25 protein-coding genes are annotated in these 25,509 nt (G+C 54.4%); 15 read left to right on the top strand and 10 right to left on the bottom strand.

Features of this window, described 5'->3' with window-relative positions; translation table 11 throughout:
* Positions 1-250 precede the first annotated feature (250 nt).
* The 10 genes from aroQ to coq7 all read left to right on the top strand — a co-directional run bounded on the left by aroQ (position 251) and on the right by coq7 (position 10,279).
* Entirely contained in the window at positions 251-706 is a 456-nt protein-coding gene (gene aroQ / locus ACCI49_RS08290; RefSeq protein ID WP_371838492.1) for a type II 3-dehydroquinate dehydratase, read from the top strand.
* 24 nt (positions 707-730) lie between these two features.
* The gene (accB, locus tag ACCI49_RS08285; protein WP_371838491.1) at positions 731-1,198 is read left to right on the top strand and encodes an acetyl-CoA carboxylase biotin carboxyl carrier protein; all 468 of its coding nucleotides are present in this window, start codon (positions 731-733) and stop codon (positions 1,196-1,198) included.
* Positions 1,199-1,212: 14 nt separating this feature from the next.
* Positions 1,213-2,553 (top strand): acetyl-CoA carboxylase biotin carboxylase subunit, encoded by a 1,341-nt coding sequence (accC, locus tag ACCI49_RS08280; protein WP_371838490.1) that lies wholly within the window; start codon positions 1,213-1,215, stop codon positions 2,551-2,553.
* Between the two features lie 134 nt (positions 2,554-2,687).
* A complete protein-coding gene (prmA, locus tag ACCI49_RS08275) occupies positions 2,688-3,569 on the top strand; it encodes a 50S ribosomal protein L11 methyltransferase (protein ID WP_371838489.1) in 882 nt (293 codons plus the stop codon).
* A gap of 75 nt (positions 3,570-3,644) precedes the next feature.
* A complete protein-coding gene (locus tag ACCI49_RS08270; RefSeq protein WP_371838488.1) occupies positions 3,645-4,931 on the top strand; it encodes a DUF3426 domain-containing protein in 1,287 nt (428 codons plus the stop codon).
* Positions 4,932-5,126: 195 nt separating this feature from the next.
* Positions 5,127-6,119, top strand: coding sequence for a tRNA dihydrouridine synthase DusB (gene dusB / locus ACCI49_RS08265; RefSeq protein ID WP_371838487.1), 993 nt, complete (start codon positions 5,127-5,129; stop codon positions 6,117-6,119).
* Positions 6,116-6,424 carry a DNA-binding transcriptional regulator Fis gene (gene fis / locus ACCI49_RS08260; RefSeq protein ID WP_020411495.1) on the top strand — a complete coding sequence of 103 codons (309 nt, stop codon included), beginning with the start codon at positions 6,116-6,118 and terminating at the stop codon, positions 6,422-6,424. The genes dusB and fis overlap by 4 nt, the downstream gene beginning before the upstream one ends.
* A 143-nt stretch (positions 6,425-6,567) precedes the next feature.
* Entirely contained in the window at positions 6,568-8,139 is a 1,572-nt protein-coding gene (gene purH, locus ACCI49_RS08255) for a bifunctional phosphoribosylaminoimidazolecarboxamide formyltransferase/IMP cyclohydrolase (protein ID WP_371838486.1), read from the top strand.
* A 136-nt stretch (positions 8,140-8,275) separates the two neighbouring features.
* Complete coding sequence (gene purD / locus ACCI49_RS08250; protein ID WP_371838485.1) at positions 8,276-9,580, top strand: phosphoribosylamine--glycine ligase; 1,305 nt, start codon at positions 8,276-8,278, stop codon at positions 9,578-9,580.
* A gap of 54 nt (positions 9,581-9,634) precedes the next feature.
* Entirely contained in the window at positions 9,635-10,279 is a 645-nt protein-coding gene (gene coq7 / locus ACCI49_RS08245; RefSeq protein WP_371838484.1) for a 2-polyprenyl-3-methyl-6-methoxy-1,4-benzoquinone monooxygenase, read from the top strand.
* Positions 10,280-10,384: 105 nt separating this feature from the next.
* Here coq7 and ACCI49_RS08240 read toward each other — a convergent pair whose 3' ends face one another.
* Positions 10,385-10,792: an OsmC family protein gene (locus ACCI49_RS08240; RefSeq protein WP_371838483.1), complete on the bottom strand. Its 408-nt coding sequence runs from the start codon at positions 10,790-10,792 to the stop codon at positions 10,385-10,387.
* 315 nt (positions 10,793-11,107) lie between these two features.
* On the opposite strand from ACCI49_RS08240, the gene crp reads away from it, so the two are divergent.
* Positions 11,108-11,743, top strand: a complete 636-nt coding sequence (gene crp / locus ACCI49_RS08235) for a cAMP-activated global transcriptional regulator CRP (protein ID WP_020411500.1) — start codon at positions 11,108-11,110, stop codon at positions 11,741-11,743.
* A gap of 75 nt (positions 11,744-11,818) precedes the next feature.
* On the opposite strand, the gene trpC is transcribed toward crp, so the two are convergent.
* The 9 genes from trpC to ACCI49_RS08190 form a co-directional block, all read right to left on the bottom strand.
* On the bottom strand, positions 11,819-12,613 hold the full coding sequence (trpC, locus tag ACCI49_RS08230; protein ID WP_371838482.1) for an indole-3-glycerol phosphate synthase TrpC: 795 nt from the start codon (positions 12,611-12,613) through the stop codon (positions 11,819-11,821).
* Positions 12,610-13,659: an anthranilate phosphoribosyltransferase gene (trpD, locus tag ACCI49_RS08225; protein WP_371838481.1), complete on the bottom strand. Its 1,050-nt coding sequence runs from the start codon at positions 13,657-13,659 to the stop codon at positions 12,610-12,612. The genes trpC and trpD overlap by 4 nt, the downstream gene beginning before the upstream one ends.
* 71 nt (positions 13,660-13,730) lie before the next feature.
* Positions 13,731-14,309, bottom strand: a complete 579-nt coding sequence (locus ACCI49_RS08220; protein ID WP_371838480.1) for an anthranilate synthase component II — start codon at positions 14,307-14,309, stop codon at positions 13,731-13,733.
* Positions 14,306-15,169: an ion transporter gene (locus tag ACCI49_RS08215; protein ID WP_371838479.1), complete on the bottom strand. Its 864-nt coding sequence runs from the start codon at positions 15,167-15,169 to the stop codon at positions 14,306-14,308. The genes ACCI49_RS08220 and ACCI49_RS08215 overlap by 4 nt, the downstream gene beginning before the upstream one ends.
* Positions 15,156-16,667, bottom strand: coding sequence for an anthranilate synthase component I (gene trpE / locus ACCI49_RS08210; protein WP_371838478.1), 1,512 nt, complete (start codon positions 16,665-16,667; stop codon positions 15,156-15,158). Before trpE ends, ACCI49_RS08215 begins: the two co-directional genes overlap by 14 nt.
* 231 nt (positions 16,668-16,898) lie before the next feature.
* Entirely contained in the window at positions 16,899-17,561 is a 663-nt protein-coding gene (gene rpe, locus ACCI49_RS08205; protein ID WP_371838477.1) for a ribulose-phosphate 3-epimerase, read from the bottom strand.
* An 18-nt stretch (positions 17,562-17,579) separates the two neighbouring features.
* Positions 17,580-18,287: a nucleotidyltransferase family protein gene (locus ACCI49_RS08200; protein WP_371838476.1), complete on the bottom strand. Its 708-nt coding sequence runs from the start codon at positions 18,285-18,287 to the stop codon at positions 17,580-17,582.
* Between the two features lie 38 nt (positions 18,288-18,325).
* A complete protein-coding gene (locus ACCI49_RS08195) occupies positions 18,326-19,357 on the bottom strand; it encodes an aminoglycoside phosphotransferase family protein (RefSeq protein WP_371838475.1) in 1,032 nt (343 codons plus the stop codon).
* A 37-nt stretch (positions 19,358-19,394) separates the two neighbouring features.
* Positions 19,395-19,577, bottom strand: a complete 183-nt coding sequence (locus ACCI49_RS08190; protein ID WP_371838474.1) for a hypothetical protein — start codon at positions 19,575-19,577, stop codon at positions 19,395-19,397.
* Positions 19,578-19,622: 45 nt separating this feature from the next.
* On the opposite strand from ACCI49_RS08190, the gene ACCI49_RS08185 reads away from it, so the two are divergent.
* The 4 genes from ACCI49_RS08185 (at position 19,623) to rsmA (ending at position 25,504) form a co-directional block, all read left to right on the top strand.
* Complete coding sequence (locus ACCI49_RS08185) at positions 19,623-22,238, top strand: LPS-assembly protein LptD (protein WP_371838473.1); 2,616 nt, start codon at positions 19,623-19,625, stop codon at positions 22,236-22,238.
* An 8-nt stretch (positions 22,239-22,246) separates the two neighbouring features.
* Positions 22,247-23,581: a peptidylprolyl isomerase gene (locus ACCI49_RS08180; RefSeq protein WP_371838471.1), complete on the top strand. Its 1,335-nt coding sequence runs from the start codon at positions 22,247-22,249 to the stop codon at positions 23,579-23,581.
* 73 nt (positions 23,582-23,654) lie between these two features.
* Positions 23,655-24,641, top strand: coding sequence for a 4-hydroxythreonine-4-phosphate dehydrogenase PdxA (pdxA, locus tag ACCI49_RS08175; RefSeq protein ID WP_371838470.1), 987 nt, complete (start codon positions 23,655-23,657; stop codon positions 24,639-24,641).
* Between the two features lie 65 nt (positions 24,642-24,706).
* Entirely contained in the window at positions 24,707-25,504 is a 798-nt protein-coding gene (gene rsmA, locus ACCI49_RS08170) for a 16S rRNA (adenine(1518)-N(6)/adenine(1519)-N(6))-dimethyltransferase RsmA (RefSeq protein WP_371838469.1), read from the top strand.
* The last annotated feature ends 5 nt before the right edge of the window (positions 25,505-25,509 follow it).

Genomic DNA, 25,509 nt, shown 5'->3' with positions numbered 1-25,509 from the left:
CCGCCTTTGTAGCCATTCACTGGGGTAAAAAGGCCACAATCTGGATATTTTACGCTAATTTTTAGCCAAATATCGCCGAACTGCCGCTAACTTCGATAAACTGACGAACAGGCATGGACAGGGAGTCACTTTTGCGGCACACTCGCCTAACGCACTCGGGCAAATAGGCATAATATTCGAGTTTGTCCGCAAGATAGCCAATTTTAGACCACTTTTGGTGGTTTTTCGGCAACATTCCCCAAGGCAGATTATGGCTAGACTTCTCCTCTTGCACGGCCCCAACCTCAACCTGCTCGGAACACGCGAGCCACACATCTATGGTGCCAGCACCCTCGCGGAAATTAACGATGCAGCTGAGCGCCAGTGCAACGCGGCAGGGTACGAGTTGGAGACCATGCAGAGCAACAGCGAATCGGCCCTAATTGGACGCATTCATTTAGCAGCCACCAGTGATGTGGACTTTATTGTGATCAACCCCGCGGCGTTTACCCACACCAGTGTAGCCCTGCGAGATGCCCTGGCCGCCGTTGCCATACCGTTTATCGAATTGCACCTGTCCAACCCCCACGCAAGGGAAAAATTCAGGCACCACTCTTACTTATCCGACATAGCCCGCGGTGTGGTATGTGGCTTCGGCCCACACAGCTACACGCTGGCAATACAGGCAGCCATACACCAACTGGGTATGGCGCCCCGAAACCAATGAATCAAACCTGCGAGTGAATGAACTATGGATATCCGCAAAATTAAAAAACTAATTGAACTGCTCGAGGAATCGGATATCGGCGAGCTGGAGATCAAGGAAGGCGAGGAATCTGTGCGCATCAGTCGCGGAGTGAGTGGCGCAGGCCAGCAGGTCATGCCGATGTACAGCGCCCCTGCCGTACCGGCTCCTGCACCGGCAACCCCAGCCCCAAGTGCGACCACTGCGCCAGCTGAAAAGGAATCCAAGCCTGCGGTCAGCGGCCATGCGGTGAAATCTCCCATGGTAGGCACCTATTACGCAGCACCGAGCCCCGGCGCCGAGCCTTTCGTGAAAGTCGGCCAGCAAGTGAAAGTCGGTGATGTAGTTTGCATCGTTGAAGCGATGAAGATGATGAACCAGATCGAAGCTGACAAAGCCGGCACTATCGAATCCATATTGCTGGAAGACGGCCAACCGGTAGAGTTTGATCAGCCGCTCGTGACCATCGTCTGAGCGGGGTAGGCACAATGTTCGACAAAGTCCTGATCGCTAACCGCGGCGAAATTGCCCTGCGAATTTTGCGCGCCTGCAAAGAGATGGGCATCGCCACTGTGGCGGTGCACTCTCTGGTGGATCGCAACTTGAAGCATGTGCGCCTGGCAGATGAGTCTGTCTGCATCGGCCCCAATCCATCCCCGCAGAGTTATCTGAATATACCGGCCCTGATCTCCGCCATGGAGATTACCGACGCAGTTGCCGTCCACCCGGGCTACGGCTTCCTGGCTGAAAATGCCGACTTCGCCGAGCAGGTACAGAAGAGCGGCTTTACCTTTATCGGCCCGGATCCGGATGTGATCCGCCTGATGGGTGACAAAGTATCCGCCATCGCCGCAATGAAAAAAGCGGGAGTGCCCACAGTGCCCGGTTCCGATGGCCCGCTGCCAGACAACAGCGAGCGCTGCCTGGAGATCGCGCAGAATATCGGTTACCCCGTTATCATCAAGGCCGCTGCTGGCGGCGGGGGTCGCGGTATGCGTGTAGTAGAGAGCCCAGAAAATCTGGTCAACGCCATTGCCGTCACCAAGTCCGAAGCCCAAGCTGCTTTCGGCGACGGCACTGTGTATATGGAGAAATTCCTGCAAAATCCGCGTCATGTGGAAATTCAGGTAATGTCCGACGGCCAGGGAAATGCCATACATCTGGGTGACCGAGACTGCTCACTGCAGCGCCGCCATCAAAAGGTTTTGGAGGAAGCTCCAGCCCCCGGCATCCCCGATGCCGTACGCAAACAGGTGCTGGATTCCTGTGTGCAGGCTTGTATCGATATCGGCTATCGCGGTGCTGGCACCTTCGAATTCCTCTACGAGAACGAACGTTTCTACTTTATCGAGATGAACACCCGTATCCAGGTGGAGCACCCAGTCACCGAAATGGTGACTGGCGTGGACTTGATCAAGGAGCAAATCCGCGTCTGCGCCGGCGAGAAACTCTCTCTAAAACAGGAAGATATTGTGATTCGCGGCCATGCCTTCGAATGCCGAATCAACGCAGAAGACCCGCAAACCCTCTTCCCAAGCCCCGGCAAAGTGAACAATTTCCATATGCCCGGCGGCCTCGGCGTGCGCGTGGACTCCCACCTTTACTCCGGTTATTCCGTGCCACCTAATTACGATTCGATGATCGCCAAGGTAATCACCTACGCGGAGGACCGCGATACCGCCCTCGCGCGTATGCGTGTAGCTCTTTCCGAGTTGGTGATTGATGGCATCAAGACCAATATCCCCCTGCAGGAAGAGTTGGTTCGGGATGAGGCCTTTACCAAAGGCGGGGTTAATATTCACTACCTGGAGAAAAAGCTGGGACTCTAACCCTCGCCAGCCGGGGTAAAGTTGGAGAGAATTGCATCAGACGACGGATTCAGGCGCCATGGACGGCGATTACCGTCGCAGGGATTTGGGTGGGATTCCCACCCACCACAGCAGTTACTCATTACGGAACCTCTATGCCCTGGCTACAACTCCGTGTCGATACCGATCGTGCACAAGCGGAAAAAATTGAAAACGCACTGCTATTTGCCGGTGCTGTCTCCGTCACTCTGCAGGACAACGCAGACCAGCCTATTCTCGAACCCGGCCTTGGCGAAGTGCCCTTATGGGAGCAGACCCGCGTAACCGGCCTGTTCGATGCCGAAATCGATACCGCCGTCACCGAAGCCAAAGCGGCCTCCTATCTATGCGAGCTGCTTCCCAACGTTCGCTGGGAGCAACTGGAGGATAAGGACTGGGAGCGGGAGTGGATGACGCACTACAAGCCGATCCAGTGCGGCGACAACTTATGGATTTGTCCCAGTTGGTGCGAGCCGCCTCATCCGGAATCGGTCAACCTGCTGTTGGATCCCGGCCTCGCCTTCGGCACCGGCACCCACCCCACCACATACCTCTGCCTGCAATGGCTGGCTCAGGAACCCTTGCAGGGCAAAAGCGTTATCGACTTTGGCTGCGGTTCCGGCATCCTTGGTATCGGCACCCTGCTGCTGGGTGCTGAACGTGCTATAGGCACCGATATTGATCCCCAGGCCCTGATCGCGAGCCGCGATAACGCCAAACGCAATGGTATAGATCCAAAGCGTTTTCCTGTGTACCTGCCCGAGCAGATGCCACAGGAAAGCGTGGATGTAATGCTGGCGAACATCCTCGCCGGCCCCCTGGTGGAACTCGCCACCGAGCTGATTAAACTGACCAAGGTCGGCGGGCGTATCTGCCTTTCCGGCATTCTTGTTTCCCAGGCTGAGCAAGTAAAAGCCGCCTATGCACAAAACATCGAATTTGATGAAGACGGGGAGCACGAAGACTGGGTACGCTTGAACGGAACCCGTATTCGTTAAATAGGCCAACCACCACTACGCGGGGGCCGGGCAGACTGATAAACTTGACTGCAAAATAAACTGCGCCATAGCCGAATGTCTCAACTGGTAACCCGCTGCCCCCACTGCAGCACCTCTTTCCATATCAACGACCAGCAATTGCGCGCTGCCCGCGGTGCAGTGCGTTGTGGCTCCTGCCTGCAGGTTTTTCGCGCCGATGAAAATATCGTCTTTACTGACGAGAGCGACAATAACCGCAGTGACCTGGAAGCTCTGCTGGAAGATGACGACTTCCTAATCCACGATGATATCGAACTGGGTGACGAGGAGCCGGCCCCGCCCAAGCAGCTGGAACCTTCTCCAGTTGCGAAAGAAGAAAAGGTGGAAAAGCACCCTCAAGCGGTGGAGGCAGAAAACGTCCAAAGCGCTGACGAGGAGCGGGGCTCCAATTCACTGATCGGTGACGCCTTCGGCGACAATGAGTGGCAGGAACTGCAGGAGGAGGCTGTTCGCGAGGAGCCCGAAGAAGATCTGGAGTCTGTCCTCAAACCAGACTGGAATGATATCCCCGATTTCGATCACCGTTCGGTAAATAATAACGATGATAATTCCAATACATCCTTGTACGGCGATAACTTCGAGAACCGCGATCCCTGGGAACAATCCCTTGAGTCACAAGCTACAGCGACAGAGGCACTCGATCCTGCACCGACTATTGCTCTCGATCTCTCAACACAAGAAACTTTGCCCCCCCAAGCCAGTGTCGCCAATGGACGTCGTGAACCCTTCTTTGCCTCCAGCGCAGAGACTAATCCGGATTCTCAGGTAGAACCCGAGCGGGAACAATTGATATCCGCCATCCAGCCCGCCCCCTTGGAAATGTCCTGGGGAGTGACACCACAAAAGAAAGTCTTACCCTCCTGGCTCTGGTGGCTGTTGTTACCCCTGCTGACCACCACATTACTGGCCCAAATCGCTTACTTCCAGTTTGACACCCTCAGTAAAAAACAGCCCTGGCGCAATATCTATGCCTCCGCATGCCCACTGTTCGACTGCCGCCTACCCCAGCTCCGAGACCTGAACGCCATCCAGGCCACCAACCTGATGGTGCGCAGCCATCCTCAGCTGGAGGGCGCGCTGGTAGTGGATGCCGTATTAGTCAATACCGCTGATTACTCTCAGCCCTTCCCAAACTTGCTGCTGAATTTCAGTGACCTCAAGAACCGTGAAGTGGCAAGCCGCCGATTTTCTCCAGAAGAGTATCTGCAGGGAGAGCTGGCCGGGCGCAAGCTGATGCCCCAGGACAGCCCTATACATATTGCTATTGAGGTGGTAGATCCAGGCGCCGAAGCAGTGAATTATGAGATGAAGATCACCCGCTGAGAAATAGTCACTCGCCAAGAAAAAGCGGCAATCTGGCACATAAAGCCACATAAATTGCACATTCCGCAGGCTAAACGGATAGTGTTCGATCAAATTGCCCGCTTTTTCGCTTTGCCATTATCGGGCCAGCCGCTATCATAGGCGGCTCTTTTGCCGGGGCTCAAGATGCCCTTCCACAGCCCAATTGGAGCTAGAGTGTCCGCCGCCATAGGCCCCTATATTATCGACAACCCGGTAATTCTGGCGCCCATGGCCGGAGTCACCGACCGCCCTTTCCGCCAGCTTTGCCGAGAGCTCGGCGCTGGCTTGGTGGTATCGGAAATGGTGACCTCAGACACCCGCCTGTGGAACAGTCGCAAGTCACGATTGCGTCTGGACCACGGTGGAGAAGCGGCACCGATATCGGTACAAATCGCTGGTGGTGACCCCGAGATGATGGCGCAAGCCGCTCGGGAAAATGTGCGTCGAGGTGCGCAAATCATCGATATCAATATGGGCTGCCCGGCAAAAAAGGTGTGTAAGAAAGCAGCTGGGTCAGCCCTGTTGCGGGATGAAAAACTGGTAGCGGACATTCTTGAAGCCGTGGTTCAGTCTGTTTCCGTCCCGGTGACCCTGAAGATCCGCACTGGTTGGTGTCCGGAGTCCCGCAATGGCGTCACTATAGCCAAAATGGCCGAGGGTTCCGGGATCGCCGCTCTGGCAGTCCACGGCCGCACTCGCGCCTGTGGCTACCACGGACGGGCTGAATTCGATACCATTGCCGAAATTGTATCCAGGGTGAAGATCCCGGTATTTGCCAATGGCGACATAACCAGTGCAGAGAGAGCCCGAGAGGTGCTCGATTACACTGGCGCATCGGCGGTCATGATTGGCCGTGCAGCACAGGGACGACCATGGATTTTTCGGGAAATAGCCCACTATCTCGCCACTGGCGAGCGGCTACCCGAACCGACATTGGATGAAGTCAGGAATATTTTGCTCGCCCATTTGGGCGAACTACACCGATTCTACGGTGAGGTGATGGGGGTCCGTATCGCTCGCAAACATGTGGGCTGGTACTTGAAGACGCTCGCGGATAGCGAGTCCTTCCGCAAGACCTTTTTCCAAATAGAGAGCGCAGAAGTACAACATGCCAGCGTTCACGAGTGGTTTGAACGCCGAATAACGAGAGGGGCACAAGCGGCATGAATAACGAAGTATTGATTCCGGATACTGGCAATGAAGAAGTATCCTCCAGGGGACAGACTCAACTGGCACAGCCACAGCAGCAGTCCCTGCGCGATGCCGTTGAGCACGCAATGGAGAACTACTTCCGCCACCTGGATGGCCAGATGGTAACCGATGTCTACGACATGGTGCTGTCGGAGATCGAAGCGCCCATGCTCGAAGTGGTGATGAAATACACCCGCCACAACCAGACCCGCGCCGCGCAATTACTGGGTCTCAACCGTGGCACCCTGCGCAAGAAGCTGAAGCGCTACGGCCTGCTGTAAGCTTCCCACCGAACGAAATTTTGAAGGGGGATGAGGTAACTCATCCCCCTTCGCTATTTTCCCGGCAGCATTTTTGTTGCCACAGTGGACAACCGCTAAAACCCTTTAAACATCCTTTTCGAAAACCAGTTGGATCAAGTGCAATGACAGACAAGGTTTCCATCCGCCGCGCTCTAATTAGTGTCTCTGACAAGAGTGGCATTGTAGAGTTCGCTCAACAGCTCTCCGCAATGGGGGTTGAGATTCTTTCCACCGGCGGAACCCACCGCCAGCTCAAGGGAGCGGGTATTCCCGTGGTAGAAGTTTCCGACTACACCGGCTTCCCCGAAATGATGGACGGCCGTGTCAAAACCCTGCACCCGAAAGTACACGGCGGCATTCTGGGACGCCGTGGTACCGATGATGCGATCATGGGCGAGCACGGTATCACCCCGATCGATATGGTGGTGGTTAACCTCTACCCCTTCGCTCAAACCGTTGCCAAGCCCGACTGCTCCCTCGAAGACGCTATCGAGAATATCGATATCGGCGGCCCCACCATGGTTCGCGCTGCCGCCAAGAACCACAAAGATGTCACTATCGTGGTCAATGCCAGCGATTACGACAATATCATCGAAGAAATGAAAGCTAAGGATGGTGCCTTGAGCCACTCCAGCCGCTTTGACCTGGCGGTAAAAGCGTTCGAGCACACGGCGGGCTATGACGGCGCTATCGCCAATTACCTGGGCGCCATTAAAGGCGAAGAAAAGCAGCTGTTCCCGCGCACTTACAACAGCCAATTTATCAAGAAACTGGATCTGCGCTACGGTGAGAACCCGCACCAGAAATCCGCTTTCTATACCGAAGCCAACCCGGCTGAGGCCAGCATTTCCACTGCCACCCAACTGCAGGGAAAAGAGCTGTCCTACAACAATATCGCCGATACCGATGCCGCGCTGGAGTGCGCTAAGTCCTTTGAGCAACCCGCTTGCGTGATCGTTAAACACGCCAACCCCTGTGGTGTGGCGATCGCTGAAGATATTGGCAAGGCCTACGACCTGGCCTTCGCTACCGACAGCGAATCCGCCTTTGGCGGTATCATCGCCTTCAACCGCGAGCTGGATGGCACCACTGCCCGCGCTATCGTCGAGCGACAGTTTGTTGAAGTCATCATCGCACCGTCAGTCTCCGAAGAGGCCAAACAGGCCGTTGCCGAGAAGAAGAACCTGCGCCTGCTGGTATGCGGCCAGTGGAGCAGCGAGCGCACCCCGGCACTGGACTACAAGCGCGTTAATAGCGGCCTGCTGGTTCAGGACCGCGACGACGGCCTGATCACCGCTTCCGACCTGAAAGTAGTCTCCAAGCGCCAGCCCACTGAAGAAGAAATCCGCGATCTGCTGTTTACCTGGAAAGTGGCCAAGTTCGTAAAATCCAATGCCATCGTATACGGCAAAGACGGTCGCACTGTGGGTGTAGGCGCAGGCCAGATGAGCCGCGTAAACTCCGCACGCATCGCCGCAATCAAGGCCGAGCACGCCGGCCTCGCCGTTGCAGGGTCCGTTATGGCTTCCGATGCCTTCTTCCCCTTCCGCGACGGTATCGATAACGCCGCCGCTGTCGGAATCCAGGCGGTCATCCAGCCCGGCGGTTCCATGCGCGATGAAGAAGTGATCGCCGCAGCGGACGAGCACAATATGGCTATGGTATTTACCGGCATGCGCCACTTCCGCCACTAAGCTAGCACCGCCACCGCTACGGCGTGGCGACAGCTTCGGGGGACAGAACTCCGCCCCGCACTGATTCCGAGTTAAACTAGCGCACTTGATAGCTATCCATTGGACCCAAGCGGTCGACTTAGGGGGATTGAAAAGAATGAATGTATTGATCATCGGCTCTGGCGGCCGCGAACATGCACTGGCTTGGAAAGCCGCGCAAAACCCAACTGTGGATACTGTGTTCGTAGCTCCAGGCAACGCCGGTACCGCACGCGAAGAAAAGCTGCAAAATGTGGCTATTGGCGTTGACAACTTCCCCGCCTTAGCCGATTTTGCCGAGGAAAATGGTGTAGAACTCACTATCGTAGGCCCCGAAGCCCCACTGGTTGAAGGCATCGTGGATTTCTTCAACGGTCGCGGTCTCGCCGCCTTTGGCCCCAGTAAGGGCGCTGCCCAGCTGGAGGGCTCCAAAGCCTTCACCAAGGACTTTCTCGAGCGCCACAAAATTCCCACCGCAGCCTATTGCAACTTCACTGAAATAGAACCAGCAATTGAGTATATCCGCGAGCGCGGCGCGCCCATCGTTGTAAAGGCTGATGGCCTCGCCGCAGGCAAAGGTGTAATCGTTGCGGAAACGGAGCAGCAGGCCGAACTGGCTGTGCGTGATATGTTGTCCGGCAATTCTTTTGGCGACGCCGGCTGTCGTGTAGTAATAGAAGAGTTTCTACAGGGCGAGGAAGCCAGCTTTATCGTGATGGTAGACGGGGAAAACATCCTGCCAATGGCCACCAGCCAGGACCACAAACGCGTTGGCGATGGCGATACCGGCCCCAATACCGGCGGCATGGGCGCATACTCACCCGCTCCGGTGGTAACCGACAGCATCAATCAGCGCATTATGCGAGAAGTGATAGAGCCTACAGTGAAAGGGTTAGCTGCGGAAGGCACCCCCTACACCGGTTTTCTCTACGCTGGCCTGATGATAGACCCTGAGGGCGCCCCGCGGGTAATCGAATACAATTGTCGATTTGGCGATCCTGAGACCCAACCTATTATGATGCGTCTCAAGTCGGACTTGGTCGACCTGTGCCTGGCCGCTTTGGACAAGAAACTGGACAGCGTTACCGCCGAGTGGGATTCACGCCCCGCCCTTGGTGTCGTACTCGCAGCTAATGGCTACCCCGGCAGTTACCGCAAAGGCGATGCCATCAGTGGTTTGGAAAAGGCAGACAATGACAACGCCAAAGTTTTCCATGCCGGCACCGCAGAGGACGGCGACCGAGTAGTGACCAATGGTGGGCGTGTACTCTGTGCAACAGCACTGGGCGACAGCGTTGCCGATGCGCAAGCCAACGCCTATGAGGCCGCACGCGCTATCTATTGGGATGGTGTATTTTATCGCAAAGACATCGGTTATCGCGCGGTCGAAAGAGAAGAGGCCACTACTGGCGAAAATCAGTAAAAGCCACTCACGGCGACTGTCCCAGCAGTCGCCGTAACAGCGGAGCAGTAGAATATGAGTGAACGCAACCTGAGCGGGCTCGACCGCCTGCTGATCCAGGCAGATCGTGCCCTACGCACTTTGAGCCCAGGCGAGCCCTGCCACCGGCGTCCTTCCCCGGCGAAAAGCGAAGCTGAAACAGAGCTGAGTGATACTGAGCGCAAACACGCAGCCGGTCTTATGCGCGTCAACCACAGCGGTGAAGTATGTGCCCAAGCCCTGTACCAAGGGCAGGCCCTTACCGCGAAGCTACCTGAGGTGCGCGGTGAGATGGAACGCGCTGCAGATGAGGAAATTGACCACTTGGCCTGGTGTGAGCAGCGACTGAAGGAGCTGGACAGTCGTCCCAGCCTACTTAACCCCCTCTGGTACGGACTATCTTTTGGCTTAGGTGCCGCCGCTGGCAAAGTTAGCGACCGCATTAGTCTTGGGTTTGTCGCCGCGACAGAAGAGCGGGTTTGTAAACACTTGCGAAGTCATTTGCAGCAGCTCCCACTCCAGGACAATAAGAGTCGCGCGGTTGTGGAACAAATGCTGATTGATGAGGAAGAGCACGCCCATGCGGCCTTGGCGGCAGGAGGCAAACGCTTCCCGGCTCCGGTTAAAGGTGCAATGTCACTGGTAGCGAAAGTAATGACTTCAGCCTGTTACAAACTCTAATGGAAATTCACTGGGTGGTGGCTGTAGCCCAGTGAATTAATCGGCTGGGTATTGGGCGGCAGCAATCACCAGTCTGCCATGCCCAGACCGATTAAAAACACATCCCTATGCCTCTTCAACACGATAGCTGTGTACTATTTCCACGCCTGCATTTCGCAGCATAATAGAAGCTGAGCAGTATTTATCTGCAGACAGCTCCACCGCCCGCGCTACATGAGATTCTTTTAACCCACGGCCACGCACTACAAATTCCATTTCGATACGCTCAAATGGCGACGGTGTCGTATCAGGGCGCACTCCATTCAGTTCACAATGACAGGAAATAATGTCCTGGCGTGCTTTTTGTAAAATGGAAACCACATCGTAAGCAGCGCAACCACCGACACCGAGCAGAATCATTTCCATGGGGCGAACGCCATTGTTTGTACGCCCACCTTCCATGACCACCGAATTACCGCTGCCAGCCTCACCGACAAAGGTTAAATCGTTAACCCAGGTTACCTTGCCCTGCATCATCATACTCCCGCAAAAAATCAAGTCGCGAAGCTTAGCATACCGTACAAGTTTATCCCGACGACTTACTATTTCCGGTATAGTGTCAGCCACGCCTCCGCGCGAAATGTCCTTCAGTGTAATTTCAGCGCTCGCCGGTGAACGTCCGAGCGGCTCTGAAGTCCAATCTCACCGACGCCAGAGTGTCACAGGTCACAATGCGGAACTTTGCTGTGACCAACCTCTGTTGGGGATTCTTTTTTCGCGCGATAATTCAGTAGTGCTCAGCTGCTATAGCCGGGATAGAGCACGAGACAAAAAATGAGGAATAAATCCGTGACGGTTGCTATCGAAGACCCCATGACTATCGGCAATATTGAAGACTTTCTGGCCCACTGCCACCGGCGTCGCTACCCGGCCAAGAGCACGATTATCTATGCTGGCGACCGCTGTGAGTCCCTCTATTTCATTATGCGCGGCTCTGTCACTGTCTTGATTGAGGACGACGAGGGCCGCGAAATGATCGTCGCCTACCTAAATGATGGGGACTTTTTTGGTGAAATGGGCTTGTTTGACCAGGACACCCGCAGTGCCTGGGTGCGTACCAAAACCGAATGTGAAGTAGCAGAAATCTCCTATACCAAGTTTCAGGAACTGACTCGTCAACACCCTGAATTCCTTTTCGCGCTGGCAACACAAATGGCCGGGCGCCTGCGCAACACCACACGCAAAGTGGGCGATCTGGCCTTCCTTGACGTCACCGGACGTGTAGCGCGCACCCTGCTGGATCTGTGCAACGAACCGGATGCGATGACCCACCCCGAAGGCATGCAGATTAAAATTACTCGCCAGGAAATTGGCCGGATCGTTGGCTGCTCCCGTGAAATGGTCGGGCGAGTCCTGAAAACACTGGAAGAGCAAGGCCTGGTATCCGTTAAAGGCAAAACCATGGTGGTTTACGGCACCCGCTAATCCGACTTCGCATACCAAATAAAAGGGCGATCCACTGATCGCCCTTTTATTCCCGCTATATAAAACTATTACAGCTCAATTAAACATCTCCATCAATTTGCGCCCTGGCTCCTTCTCACGCATAAACGCCTCTCCCACCAGGAATGTATTGACGCTGTGTCCGCGCATGGCCGCAACATCATCGGTGGTGTGAATTCCACTTTCAGTCACCACTATGCGATCCTGTGGAATCAGGTCAAGCAACTTAAATGTGTTTTCCAGGTGTACCTCAAAGGTGTGCAAATTCCGATTGTTGATACCAATTAATCGATTGGGGAGAACCAATGCACGCTCCAATTCCTTGCGATTATGCACTTCTACCAACACATCCAGATCAAGCTCCAGTGCCAGGCTATTCAGATCCCACATCTGCTGGTCATCCAGACAAGCAGCAATAAGCAAGATACAGTCGGCACCAATCGCTCTGGATTCGTACACTTGATAGGGATCCACCGTAAAATCCTTGCGCAATACTGGCAGACGCACCGCTTTACGCGCCTGCTGTAAATAGCTATCAGAGCCCTGGAAGAAATCGATATCGGTAAGCACTGACAGACATGCAGCCCCACCCTTTTCATAACTGGTGGCAATTTCTGCTGGCAAAAAGTCTTCCCGAATCACACCTTTACTGGGCGAGGCCTTTTTGAGTTCCGCAATAACGGCAGCCTCGCCATCAGAAAGTTTGCGCTCCAGGGCATCGACAAATCCCCGGGTAGAAGGTTGGTCCCACGCACGACGTCGCACTTCTTCCAGTCCGCACTGGGATTTTCGTTCAGCCACTTCCTGCCACTTACGTTCAACAATGGTTTTTAAAATTGTGGGTGTACTCACGAATTCACTTCCTCAGGACGAAAGGCACTGGTAAAAGCGGCTAGGTCATTTATTTTTTCCGCGGCCAAGCCGCTAGCAATGGCATCCTGCGCCATGGCAACCCCCTGCTCTGCGCTAGTGGCCACACCGCTGACATAAATGGCAAGACCGGCATTGAGGACGATAATATCTGCAGCTTTCTGTCCAGCCTCGGTCTCGCACTTGCCTAAAGCATCGCGAATTAGCGTTAGTGACTCCTCCGAACCGGAAACAATCAGGCCGCTCAGATCGCGGCGTTCAATACCAAAGTCTTCCGGACGCAGAGTAAACTCGCTGATGGTGCCGTCTTTGAGTTCCACCGCATAGGTATCTGCAGCAATGCTGGCCTCATCCAGACCATCATCGCTGTGCATTACCAATACATGCTCAGAACCCAGGCGCTGTAAAACCTCTACCAACAAGCGACAATAGCGTTTTTCATAAACACCGATCACCTTGCGCTTAACCCCGGCTGGGTTTGTCATAGGTCCGAGCAAATTGAAAATAGTGCGCAGGCCCAAAGCTTTGCGCGCAGGCCCAACATGGCGCACTGCGCTGTGGAAACTGGGGGCAAACATAAAACCAATCCCAATAGTTTCCACGCAGCGAGCCATCTGCTCGGGACTCAACTCCAGATAGACGCCAGCACGCTCCAACAGGTCTGCAGAACCACTGCTGGAGGACACCGAGCGGTTGCCATGTTTGGCCACCTTGGCTCCCGCGGCAGCAGCGACAAAACTGCTGGCACTGGAAACATTAAAAAGGTTGGCACCATCGCCGCCGGTACCGACGATATCCACAGTATTGTCCAGGTTCAGCCTTACTTTGGTCGCCAACTCGCGCATGGTTTCCACCGCGCCGACAATCTCATCGACCGTTTCACCGCGAATACGCAAAGCTATCAGTAACGCACCTATTTGCGCTTCCTGGGCCTCGCCGCGCATTATCTGACCTACCGTTTCGCGCATTTCCACACGGGTGAGGTGCTCTCCATCCACCAGCTTGGCGATGGCTTGTTGGATATTCATTGTGTCCCCTTTGCCCTGCTCGCTAACTTATTCAATCGGGGCCAACGCCCCGCGACACTTGCCCTTAGATATCAGGACTCAAGAAAATTCCTCAACATATCGTGGCCATGCATGGTGAGAATTGACTCAGGGTGAAATTGCACACCCTCTATCGCCAACTCGCGGTGGCGAAGCCCCATAATCTCATCAATCTCTCCGGCTTCTGTCTCGGTCCAGGCCGTAACCTCAAGGCATTCAGGAAGACTGCTTTTTTCCACAACCAGGGAGTGATAGCGCGTCGCCTCGAAGGGGTTGGACAGACCGTGAAACACCCCCAGATTGTTGTGCACTATAGGTGAAGTTTTTCCATGCATAACCTGGCCCGCACGCACCACCCTGCCACCGAAAACCTGGCCGATACTCTGGTGACCGAGGCAAATTCCTAAAATCGGAATACGCCCCGCAAAGCGGCGAATCGTCTCCAGGGATATTCCCGCCTCATTGGGTGTACAAGGCCCAGGTGAAATCACAATTTTCTCCGGAGCCAACTGCTCAATTTCACCGGGAGTGATTTCATCGTTGCGCTTGACCAAAACCTCTGCACCGAGCTCCTCCAAATACTGCACCACATTCCAGGTAAAGGAGTCGTAGTTATCGATCATTAAAATCATTGCCCGGCCCCCACAGCCTCAGGTGAATCGGAATTCGCTTCTATGCGTTTTTGCAGGCGCGCCAAAGCCGCCTGGGTTGAGCGCAGCTCACGCAGGATCTCAGTTTGGCTGGGCGGCAGGCACAGCTCATCCATACGCCTCAACTTGGCCTCCTCCAAGTTGTTAAGTACCACCCCAATAAACAGGTTGATCATGACAAAGGCGCCCATTACCACAAAACTAATAAAGTAGACCCAGGCCCAAGGCATCGCATCCATGGCCGTGTACATAATATCGGTCCAATCTTCGAACGTGACGATGCGGAACAGGCTCAATAGCGCTATCGGCAGGCTGCGCCAATGGGTAGGGTCCACATCGTGGAATAGGAAATAGCCGGCCACCCCATAGATATAAAAAATAATCCCCATCAACAATGCTATGTGGAACATGCTCGGCAGGCTACGCAGTAGGGTATCCACCAGAGTGCGCAACTCAGGGAAAGCAGAAACCAAGCGCAGCACCCTGAGTACTCGCACAAGACGCGCCAGGGTTGCCAGCGGCCCGGCCGCGGGTATCAGGCTAAGGGCGATGATAGTGAAATCAAAGCAGTTCCAGCCACTGGCAAAATAGCGCCATGGGCGCCCACCTTGGGCGGCAATTTTCACCATAGCTTCGAGTATGAAGGCGCCCAATACCATTTGGTTAATAGCTCCCAATAAGGTACCAAAGCGCTCTACCATCCAATTTGAGGTTTCCAGCCCCACAGCAATACCATTAAGCAGGATCATGCCGATTATCACCTGGTTAAACAGGGGCGCCTCGACTATACGCTGGCAACGTGCGGCCAGAGTTAATTTGTGGGGAATACTAGCTTCGCTCATTTTGCTCGGTCTTTACTTCTTTACTACGACTGGCCAAGGCCATACCCGCTGCACGAAAAAGTGCGCGGGCTTTGTTCATGGTTTCATCCCATTCGGACTGGGGGTCAGAATCTGCTACCAGACCTGCACCGGCCTGGATAAATAATTGACCATCTTTGATCACAGCCGTGCGAATCGCGATGGCGGTATCCATATTGCCATTCCATGCCAAATAACCCACTGCACCACCATAGATACCACGCTTCTCCGGCTCCAGTTCATCAATAATTTCCATAGCACGGATCTTCGGCGCGCCGGACAGGGTACCCGCCGGCAGAGCAGCACGTAACGCATCCATCCCAGTGAACCCTTCGCGAATATGGCCAGTCACATTGGAGGTGATGTGCATCACATGGGAGTAGCGCTCTACAACCATCTGCTCAGTTACTCGCACACTACCAGTAGCAGCCACACGCCCAACATCGTTGCGCCCCAAGTCAATCAACATCAGGTGCTCAGCCCGCTCCTTGGGGTCGGCTAGCAACTCTCTCTCCAGCGCCCGGTCTTCCTCCTCAGAGTCGCCGCGACGACGAGTGCCTGCTAGGGGACGCACGGTCATTTCACCCTCCTCCAGACGCACCAGAATCTCTGGGCTTGACCCCACCACTTGGTGGTCCCCCAGGTCGAGGAAATACATATACGGCGAGGGGTTCAAACTACGCAGGGCGCGATAGAAGTTCAGCGGTGGTGCATCGAAGGGGGCGGATAGGCGCTGCGATGGCACCACCTGCATAACATCCCCAGCCAGAACATATTCCTTGACCCGATCCACGGCCCGCTTGAAGTTATTCTCACCGAAATGAGAGTGGAATGCGCTCTCCTCAATACCTTTGCCATCCAGGTCCAGGGGCACCGTATCAGGCAATGGCTGTGCCAGGCGACCCACCAACTCATCCAGGCGTTGTTGGGCATACTTATAGGCATCGGCATGCTGGGGGTCCGCATGCACGATAAAAATGACCGCACCGGCAAGGTTATCAAAGACAACCAATTCATCGCTGACCATCAACAGGATATCCGGATTGCCTAGAGTGTCCTGGGGCATACTGCGAGCCAGGCGGGGCTCTATATAGCGCACGCAATCGTAGCCGAAATAGCCAACAAGGCCGCCATTAAAACGCGGCAGATTGGGCAGCTCTGGCACCCGATAGCGCTGCTGAAACTCTTCCACAAACGCGAGCGGGTCCTGTGAAGTGTGGCTCTCCACTACTTCGCCATCCCGCTCAACGGTGACTTCATTTCCCCGGACCCTCAGCAGCGTCCGTGCCGGCAAGCCGATAATAGAGTATCGCCCCCACTTCTCTCCCCCTTGTACAGATTCGAGCAAGTAGCTGTAGCGCCCCGCAGCAAGTTTCAGGTAGGTGGACAGGGGGGTTTCAATATCGGCCAGTACTCGGCGTACCACCGGTATACGGTTATAGCCCACCGACACTAGTTGGGCGTATTCGCTTGGGGTCATAAAGACTCCGGTCTGTTTTGCGTTTTTCAGGTTGACGCTCGAATATAGATAGCGCCCACGGGAAAGGCGGCCGAAATGGTAGCAACTACCGACTTGGCCTCAGTGGATCAGCGGCGCCATCGCCAGCTGCTTGTTGTGGGGACAGTGTGGTTCACGGAAATTCCCTCAGTGCAGGCGCACAAGTTTACAAATCCCATATGCGGCGGGCAAGGGCTTGCCCGCCAGATTTTTTCAGGACAAGCTCTTGCGCATAGCGTCGATTACCTCAGCGTAGTCCGGTGTGTTAAAGATCGCGGAGCCAGCTACGAAAGTATCGGCACCCGCAGCAGCAATTTCGGCAATATTGTCCCTATTGACCCCACCATCAATCTCCAGGCGGATATCGTAGCCGGAAGCATCAATCAACTGGCGTGTCTCGCCCAGTTTTGTCAGGGTGCTCGGAATAAATTTCTGGCCGCCAAAACCCGGGTTGACCGACATTAATAGAATCATATCCAGCTTATCCATCACATACTTGGCGGTGTCCAGGCTGCTGGCCGGGTTAAATACCAACCCGGCTTTGCAGCCCAGGCTGCGGATCAATTGCAGGGAGCGGTCCGGGTGGCGGGAGGCCTCTGGATGGAAAGTGATATAAGTAGCGCCAGCATCAGCGAACATACGGATCATATCGTCCACAGGTTCCACCATCAGATGTACATCAATTGGCGCCTCGACGCCATGTTTGCGCAGTGCCTGACACACCATAGGGCCAATGGTGAGGTTGGGCACATAGTGGTTATCCATCACATCGAAGTGCACCCAATCGGCCCCAGCCGCCAAGACATTATCCACCTCCTCTCCCAAGCGAGCGAAATCGGCCGAGAGAATGGATGGAGCAATTTTGTAATCAGACATCTCAATATCCTTAAAAACTCAGTTTTCCGCAGTCAGGCGGCGATGCAATCGGTCCAGGCGCTCGGGGGTACCCACGTCGCACCAGTCCCCCCGGTATAACTCCGCCTGCAATTTATCTTCATTAAAGGTAAATAACTCACCAAGCCCAAAGCACTCACGCATCTTCGGGTATTGGGTGAGTACCTCTGGGCGCAACCAACTGATGCCAGCAAAGGTGTATCGGGGCTTGGCTGTGCCGGACAGCAGGCCATCCTCGATACCAAAATCTCCCTCTGGGTTATGTGGCGGATTGGGCACCATCAGCAGCCGCCCAGGGCACCCCTCGGGCAGTGGGCGGGCCACCCAGTTGGAGAGGTCGAAATCACACCAGACATCTCCATTTACCACCAGGAAAGGCGCCTCTCCCAGGAGTGGCATCGCATTGAGGATGCCGCCGGCGGTTTCGAGTGGCCTCTCTTCATGCTCTACCGAATATTGAATATCTAGCCCCCAACGCTCCCCGCTACCCAGGTAATCGCGGATCATATGGCCGAGGTAACCCAGATTAATCACCACCCGGCGCACGCCGATACCCCTGAGCCGCTCCAATGCGTGCTCAATCAGGGGTTTCCCTGCCACTGAAAGCAGGGGCTTGGGGGTTTGATCAGTGAGAGGGCGCATGCGGCGCCCAAAGCCTGCGGCCAGCACCATAGCAGTTGCCGGCTGGGTCTCAGTAAGATGGGTCATCAAATTAATCTATACAATTTTCTTGTGACTTGCCTGAACTAGTCTCCGGCGCAACGATAATCGCTGTACCAGGATTGCTGTTCGATAAGCGGTATTAACTGACTGTCAAACCACTCGCCAAAGGGCCTCAATTCGGGGTAGCGCTCTGCGGTTTCCAATACATAGCGAATCACCAGGGGCAAATTTCCAAGGTAACCTTGCTTGCGATCCCGCAGCGACAGGCGTGGAAAAAGGCCAAGTACTTTAATATGACGTTGCAGCCCCATCCAGTCGAACCAACGTAAGAACATTTCAGGAGCTACGGGTTCCAACACTCCAGCAGCTTCCGCAGTAGCCGCATAGGCCAGGGCCCAACGCTCCACCCGCTCGCGCGGCCAGCGTATATAGCAATCGCGTAAAAGCGAAACCAAATCGTAAGTGGCGGGGCCCCATACCGCATCCTGGAAATCCACAATTCCCGGTCGCTCACCCCCGCGGATCATCAGGTTGCGACTGTGATAATCCCGGTGCACAAGAGTGTGCGGTTGGCTAGCTGCACTCTCCAGCAACAGCTGAAAAGTATCCTCCAGCATTCGGGCTTCCGCGTTGCTGACTTGATAACCAAGTAATTTTCCCACCAGCCACTCCGGCATGATGTTCATCTCAGTCAGCAATAATTCTGAACTGTACTCAGGAAAAATATCCTTATCCCGAGGGATCTGCTGCAGACACAGCAGTTCACTCATTACCTCCGCGTAGAGGCCTTCAACACTGTCCCTGCTAAGCACACCGAATAATTGGGTATCGCCGAGATCCTCCAACAAGAGATAGCCATTGGCGGTATCCGCCGCCACTATCATCGGAGTATGAATACCATTGCGACGTAGATAGTCAGCCACCGCTACAAAACGGGCGGGATTAGTGACTCGGGGCGGTGAATCAACGGCGATTAAGGTGGGCTTGGTATTCGTGCGGAAATAGCGCCTAAAGCCCGCATCACTGGCAAGGTTGGATAACTCCGCGGAACTCTCCATTTCCAGGGCCCGTCCTACCCAGCGGCCAAGCTCTTCACGTCGCAGGTCATCAGTCACAGCACACCCTTCATTTATTACTTCAATCTGTGGCTTATTATTTGCCCGGCATTTTCCGGGTATCGGAAGGCATTGTAACCCTACCCTGGATGCCGTCCACCGGCGACAATACAATTTCCCCTATATCTGTACCAGTGGTGTGGCTATTAACCACTTCTACATTCAAGTAGAATCGGGCGAAGATTTTTGCGCGCCCCGGCTGGATAGCTGTCGCACGCATCTACCGATAAAGAAATACTAAAGAATAGCCGGAACCTATCGATTGATGCTTGAAGTCTCCCGGTGGCGTCGCCTTGCGCTGGCGATAGCTGATCACTCCCGAGCCCGTACCCTCGCCATCGGTCTTATCGCCGCGCAGCCCCTGTGGGCAAACGCTGATCAAGGCGAGAACAGTGAAGATCCAAACTACAACCCCTATCTTTACTTGGACTGGCTGCCCCGCTCTGAACTGACGCCCGCAGAAAGAGCCAGGGTACCCGCCATCTGCTCAGGCGCATTTGTCGCCCCTCCGAGGAATTATCCGGGAGCAAACCTTTCTCCTGAAGATGCCCCCTTGCGGGCCACGGCGGAACAATCCAGGTTGCTCGAGGATGGTACCGCAGAGTTAATCGGCAACGTACATATTACCCAGGGCTATCGCCAACTGTTTGCGGACCAGGTAGATATCAATCAGCAGACGAGTACTGCCTACCTGCGTGGAGCAATTGAATTGCGCGAACCGGGTCTGCTGATCCGGGGAGCATCTGCTGAAGTGCATACTGACAGCGAGGCGGCCTCCATTGAGGATGCCACTTACGTCATACACGATGAATTTATTCACGGGGATGCCGCCTATGTAGCACGTCAAACCAGTGGGGAACTTACCCTCGCAGACGGTACCTACACCCGTTGTGAGCCGGGGCGGGAGTTTTGGCGACTAACCGGCGACGAGATCAATATTGATGAGGTTGAAAGTCAAGGCGTCGCCCGAAATGTACGCCTGGAAATCCTGAATGTTCCAGTTTTCTACGCCCCCTACTTCCGCTTTCCGGTCGGCGATGCCCGCATGTCGGGATTCCTATTTCCCTCACTGAGTAACAGCGATAAAAACGGTTGGGACCTGGCCATTCCCTACTACTGGAATATAGCGCCGCAGATGGATGCGACCATAACCCCGCGTTATATCCAATACCGGGGCAAAGGCCTGGAAGTGGAATTTCGCCACTTGAGCCCTGTCTTTAATACCAGACTCCGCGTAGCTGATCTGCCAAATGACAAAGGCGGCAACGATGATCTATCCCGCAAGCTTATCGACCGGGGCTTCCCCGAGGATCTGGTGCTCCCCTACAAAGGTGAAGACCGCTGGCTGGTGAACCTTGACCAGGAAGGCGGTTACAGTGGCAGTGTTTGGCGCACCGATATTAACTATACGAAGGTCAGTGACCCCGACTATTTTCGGGATCTGAGCACAGCCAACCTGGGTATAAACGCAGAAACTGCTGTAAGCCAAGCAGCACAAGGCAGCCTGAGCACAGAAAACTGGAAAGTCACTTTACGCGCTCAGGACTATCAGGTCCTGCAAAACGACGCCTTTGATCAGTTCGCCCAGCTTCCCCGATTGGATGTGGATGGCAACTACCGCTGGGGGGACTGGCTACTCTCTATGCAGAACGAAGCCGTAGCCTGGAGGCATCAGGATACTCAGACAGTCACCCGTATCGGGGACACTGATGATCCAGAAACTGTGACCCCAATCACCAGAGATTTTATCACTGCGGATAGGTTGCGCCTCGACTACGAACTCGCCTGGGATAAAGAGTGGCTATGGGGCTATTTCAAACCCGGTATCGCCGGTCGTTATCTGGGCTACCAGGTGAGTGATCTGTTCCTGCCCGAAGATGCCAACGACACACCCGATGCAGCCGCCGCCCAGTTCACCCTGGATACGGGCCTGTATTTTGAGCGGGATAGTTTTATTTTCAACAGGGACTTTATTCACACCCTGGAACCCCGGCTGTTTACACTGATCAGTAGTAATGCCAACCAGGATGACTTTTTTGATATCAGTAGGAAAGAAGTTAATTACCCCTACGACCCTGCTAATATACTTGTTATTGATCCCCGTAGTAATAATCTGCTTTACGATACCTCGCTATTTACCTTCAGCTACGATCAACTGTTCCGCGACAGCCGTTTTGCGGGTAGTGACCGTATAGACGACGCAAGTCGAATTGCTCTGGGGCTCACCACCCGCTTTATTGACCCGATCAGCGGACGCGACCTGTTTTCCGCCAGTATTGGCCAAGCCTACTATGCTAGCAATACGCAAATTGGTAGAGATGAATTAATCGAGGATAATCCTCGCTCTGAGCTCGCTGCCCGACTGGAGAGTCGCCCGATACAGTCCCTGCGTATCGGCAGTGAATTTGTTTACGATGATAGAGAGCGCAATGTCAACCGGGGCAATTTCAGCCTGCGATACTTTGACGATGATGCCCGCATCTTCAACCTTAGCTACTACTATGAGCGGGATGAACGTGTGCGATTCATTGACATAGCAGACGACTCATCGACACGGCAACTCAACAGCTCCGCGGCCCTGCCTATCAGCACCCATACCTCTATAATGGCTAGCGCCGCCTACGATTTCACCCTGAATCGGGAACTGCAATACTTAGCTGGCATCGAATACGATGATTGCTGCTATCGTGCGCGCCTAGTATGGAGCCGCACCTTGGACAATGACTTGGCCGGGGTCGTAGCCGCTGAGGACTTGGAGTACGAGGAAGGTATCTTCCTAGAGGTGCAACTAAAAGGTCTGGCTGGGTTCGGATCAACTGTAACCCAGATGCTGACCAAGGGCATTGCAAACTTTGATCAGAGAGAAAAGCTGAAACCGTGATGAGAATAATGCAGAAATTTGCACCGAAATTAGGCCTGTCATCCGTTCTGGCTGCCTGTGCCCTGATCGCTGGCACTGTCACAGCACAAGTACAGACCCTGGACCGGGTCGTCGCTGTTGTCGATGAGGATGTGGTGATGGCCAGTGAGCTGGCCCAGCGCATGAACACCATTGCCAGCCAGATCCAGGCCCAACAAGTTCAGGCCCCGCCCATAGATATATTGCGCCGACAGGTCCTGGAGCAACTGATCATTGAGCGCTTACAATTGCAGATGGCTTCCCGCGCTGGTGTTACGATTTCTGAGTCAGAGCTCGATCAGGCTATCGCACGGGTACAGCAAAATGCCAGTGTCAGCCCCGAGGAGTTTCGTCAGCGCCTCCTCGCTGATGGTATGACCATGAAGAGCTTTCGCCAGCAGATCCGCCAAGAGCTGATGATTCGCCGTGTGGAACAGGGCAGCGTGAACCGTCGAATTCAGATTACCGACCAGGACATCGATAACTTCCTGCGTTCCAAGGAGGGGGAGTTCTGGAAGTCCCCACAATATGAATTGGGTCATATCCTGATCCCTATCAGTTCCAGCGCGCCTGCCAGCGAGGTTACCCAAGCTCGTGAAAAAGCTGAGGAGCTGGCCCGGCAGGCGCAAAATGGTGCCGACTTCCGCCGCTTGGCCATTGCCAATTCCGCAGGGCAAAATGCCCTCGCTGGTGGCGACCTGGGCTGGCGCAAAACGGTAGAACTACCCACCCTGTTTGCCGATGCTCTCAGCGGCATGAAGGTAGGGGACGTCACTGAGCCATTCCGCAGTGATGCCGGCTTCCACCTGCTCAAGATTCACGCCCAAAAAGGTGCCAGCGAGCAGTTGGTAGAGCAGACCAAGGTTCGCCATATTCTGCTCAAGCCCTCTGCCATCCTCACTGATGACGAGGCTTATAATAAGTTGATCAGCATGCGCGAAGAAGCGATGGCCAGCGAGAATTTCGCCGAGCTGGCTCGGGAAAATTCCGAGGATATCGGCTCCATGCTTTCCGGAGGTGATCTTGGCTGGTCCATGCCTGGACAGTTTGTGCCGGAATTTACCCAGGCTATGGACACCACTAATATTGGGGAAATCAGCCTGCCATTCCGCAGTCAGTTTGGCTGGCACATACTGATGGTAGAAGGTCGTCGTAAGCAGGATATGACAGACCAATACATCCGTAACCAGGCTGCGAACTTACTGCGCAACCGCCGCTATGAGGAAGAATTGCAAAATTGGCGCAGGGAGATACGCGATCAAGCTTTTGTAGAAATCAAGCTTCAGGACGAAAATCAGGGCTCAACTGAAGAAGAGCAGCAATAGCAGGCTCTCTACTGGAACCTTAAAACCGGGCCATTGAGCCCGGTTTTTTATTGAATAGGAAATAGGCATCTCAATGATCCCCAGAATCGCCTTAACCCCTGGCGAACCCGCAGGTATAGGCCCTGAATTAGCAGTTAAAGTAGCCCAGCAAGGCAGTGCGGCTCAAGTGGTTTCCATCGTCGATCCCACCTTGCTATACCAAACCGCCGCCAACGTAAAACTGCCCTTGCAATTACTGCCTTTTTCTCAGGATGCGCCCCCATCAAGTACCCCACCGGGGAGCCTCTATATCAAAGAAGCCCCAATGGCTGCTGAGGCCCAGCCTGGCGTATTGAATCCAGCCAATTCCCCCTATGTGCTGAAAACCCTGGAAATGGCTGCACAAGGATGCCTCGAAGGATCCTTTGATGCTTTGGTGACCGGTCCCGTGCACAAGGGCGTCATCAACGACGCGGGTATACCGTTTAGTGGGCATACCGAGTTCTTTGCCGATCAGGCTGGTGTAGAACGTGTCGTCATGATGCTTACAGCCGAAGAGCTCCGGGTGGCCCTAGTTACTACACACCTCCCATTAAAGGAAGTCAGCAGCGCCATCACCGAAAACCGCCTAATACAAATAATTCACATCCTGCACCACAGCTTGACTAAGCAGTTTCGTATCAGCGCACCTCGTATCGGCGTATGCGGCTTGAACCCTCATGCCGGCGAAGGCGGACACCTGGGGCGGGAGGAAATTGAGATTATCGCGCCCACTCTGGAGAAGTTACGAGCACAGGGCATTCAGTGTATCGGCCCCCTGCCGGCCGATACACTTTTCACCCCACCGCAGCTAGCTCGATGTGATGCCATATTGGCGATGTATCACGATCAGGGGCTACCGGTGTTAAAATTCAAAGGTTTCGGCAAGGCGGTAAATATTACCCTGGGGCTGCCGTTTATCCGTACTTCAGTCGATCACGGCACTGCCCTGGATCTGGCCGGGAGCGGCCAGGCCGACAGCGGCAGCTTAGAGGCAGCCCTGAGCCAAGCCATCGAATTAGCAAAACGGCAAGGCGCCTAGCAATATTTGCCCCAATGACTTCCCATATTCCACACTTAGCAACCCCGTAAAATACAGACTATTTAATGGACAATTTTTTCCAACACAAGGCCCGTAAGCGATTCGGCCAAAACTTTTTGGTTGATGAAAATATAATCGAGCGCATAGTACGCGCCGTTGCACCTAAGGAATCGGACAAGCTGGTAGAGATCGGTCCCGGCCAAGGTGCTATTACCGAACTACTTCTTCGGCGATGCCCTTCACTCACTGCTGTGGAATTAGACCGTGACCTGATCCCCTTACTGCAATTCAAATTCAGGGACTACCCACAGTTTAACATTATTGAGCGGGACGCCCTTAAGTTTGACTTTGGAGAGTTTGCTGCAGGGTCCCCTCTGCGTATTGTCGGTAACCTCCCTTACAATATTTCCACGCCCCTTTTATTTCACTTGCTCAGCTTTGAGGGAAAAGTGCAGGACATGCACTTTATGCTGCAAAAAGAAGTGGTCGACCGCCTCAGTGCCAGACCGGGAACCAAATCCTTTGGCCGCCTGAGTGTCATGGTGCAATACTATTGTCGTGTACAGGGCCTGTTTCCCGTTCCGCCCCAGTCATTCCAGCCAGCTCCTAAAGTGGAATCTGCAATCGTGCGTCTGATTCCCCACCATAAACTTCCATTCGTCGCAGAGAATGAGAAATTACTGGAGCGAATCGTCAATGTCGCCTTTCAGCAGCGGCGCAAGACATTACGCAATGCTTTGAAGCCTCTGTTTCCAGAATTGGACGCAAGTGTGTTGCCAGTAGACACCAGTCGCCGCCCGGAAACCCTCAGTGTCGAAGAGTTTGTACTGCTAGCAAATCACTGCAATACACTGACATATTAATAAAA

This window comes from Microbulbifer epialgicus (genome assembly GCF_041447265.1).
Lineage (GTDB): Bacteria > Pseudomonadota > Gammaproteobacteria > Pseudomonadales > Cellvibrionaceae > Microbulbifer > Microbulbifer epialgicus.
The sequence above is the reverse complement of the archived record's forward strand: the minus strand, read 5'-3'. Positions and strand labels throughout refer to the sequence as shown.

Excerpts from the sequence above, each read along its gene's own strand:
- ACCI49_RS08185 (WP_371838473.1), top strand. The coding sequence starts at position 19,623 with ATGCTTGAAGTCTCCCGGTGGCGTCGCCTTGCGCTGGCGATAGCTGAT.
- accC (WP_371838490.1), top strand. The coding sequence starts at position 1,213 with ATGTTCGACAAAGTCCTGATCGCTAACCGCGGCGAAATTGCCCTGCGA.
- aroQ (WP_371838492.1), top strand. The coding sequence starts at position 251 with ATGGCTAGACTTCTCCTCTTGCACGGCCCCAACCTCAACCTGCTCGGA.
- coq7 (WP_371838484.1), top strand. The coding sequence starts at position 9,635 with ATGAGTGAACGCAACCTGAGCGGGCTCGACCGCCTGCTGATCCAGGCA.
- ACCI49_RS08215 (WP_371838479.1), bottom strand. The coding sequence starts at position 15,169 with ATGAGCGAAGCTAGTATTCCCCACAAATTAACTCTGGCCGCACGTTGC.
- fis (WP_020411495.1), top strand. The coding sequence starts at position 6,116 with ATGAATAACGAAGTATTGATTCCGGATACTGGCAATGAAGAAGTATCC.
- trpE (WP_371838478.1), bottom strand. The coding sequence starts at position 16,667 with ATGACCCCAAGCGAATACGCCCAACTAGTGTCGGTGGGCTATAACCGT.
- ACCI49_RS08240 (WP_371838483.1), bottom strand. The coding sequence starts at position 10,792 with ATGCAGGGCAAGGTAACCTGGGTTAACGATTTAACCTTTGTCGGTGAG.
- rpe (WP_371838477.1), bottom strand. The coding sequence starts at position 17,561 with ATGTCTGATTACAAAATTGCTCCATCCATTCTCTCGGCCGATTTCGCT.
- rsmA (WP_371838469.1), top strand. The coding sequence starts at position 24,707 with ATGGACAATTTTTTCCAACACAAGGCCCGTAAGCGATTCGGCCAAAAC.
- purD (WP_371838485.1), top strand. The coding sequence starts at position 8,276 with ATGAATGTATTGATCATCGGCTCTGGCGGCCGCGAACATGCACTGGCT.
- purH (WP_371838486.1), top strand. The coding sequence starts at position 6,568 with ATGACAGACAAGGTTTCCATCCGCCGCGCTCTAATTAGTGTCTCTGAC.
- prmA (WP_371838489.1), top strand. The coding sequence starts at position 2,688 with ATGCCCTGGCTACAACTCCGTGTCGATACCGATCGTGCACAAGCGGAA.
- accB (WP_371838491.1), top strand. The coding sequence starts at position 731 with ATGGATATCCGCAAAATTAAAAAACTAATTGAACTGCTCGAGGAATCG.
- ACCI49_RS08190 (WP_371838474.1), bottom strand. The coding sequence starts at position 19,577 with ATGCGTGCGACAGCTATCCAGCCGGGGCGCGCAAAAATCTTCGCCCGA.
- pdxA (WP_371838470.1), top strand. The coding sequence starts at position 23,655 with ATGATCCCCAGAATCGCCTTAACCCCTGGCGAACCCGCAGGTATAGGC.
- ACCI49_RS08220 (WP_371838480.1), bottom strand. The coding sequence starts at position 14,309 with ATGATTTTAATGATCGATAACTACGACTCCTTTACCTGGAATGTGGTG.
- ACCI49_RS08180 (WP_371838471.1), top strand. The coding sequence starts at position 22,247 with ATGCAGAAATTTGCACCGAAATTAGGCCTGTCATCCGTTCTGGCTGCC.
- ACCI49_RS08270 (WP_371838488.1), top strand. The coding sequence starts at position 3,645 with ATGTCTCAACTGGTAACCCGCTGCCCCCACTGCAGCACCTCTTTCCAT.
- ACCI49_RS08200 (WP_371838476.1), bottom strand. The coding sequence starts at position 18,287 with ATGACCCATCTTACTGAGACCCAGCCGGCAACTGCTATGGTGCTGGCC.
- trpD (WP_371838481.1), bottom strand. The coding sequence starts at position 13,659 with ATGAATATCCAACAAGCCATCGCCAAGCTGGTGGATGGAGAGCACCTC.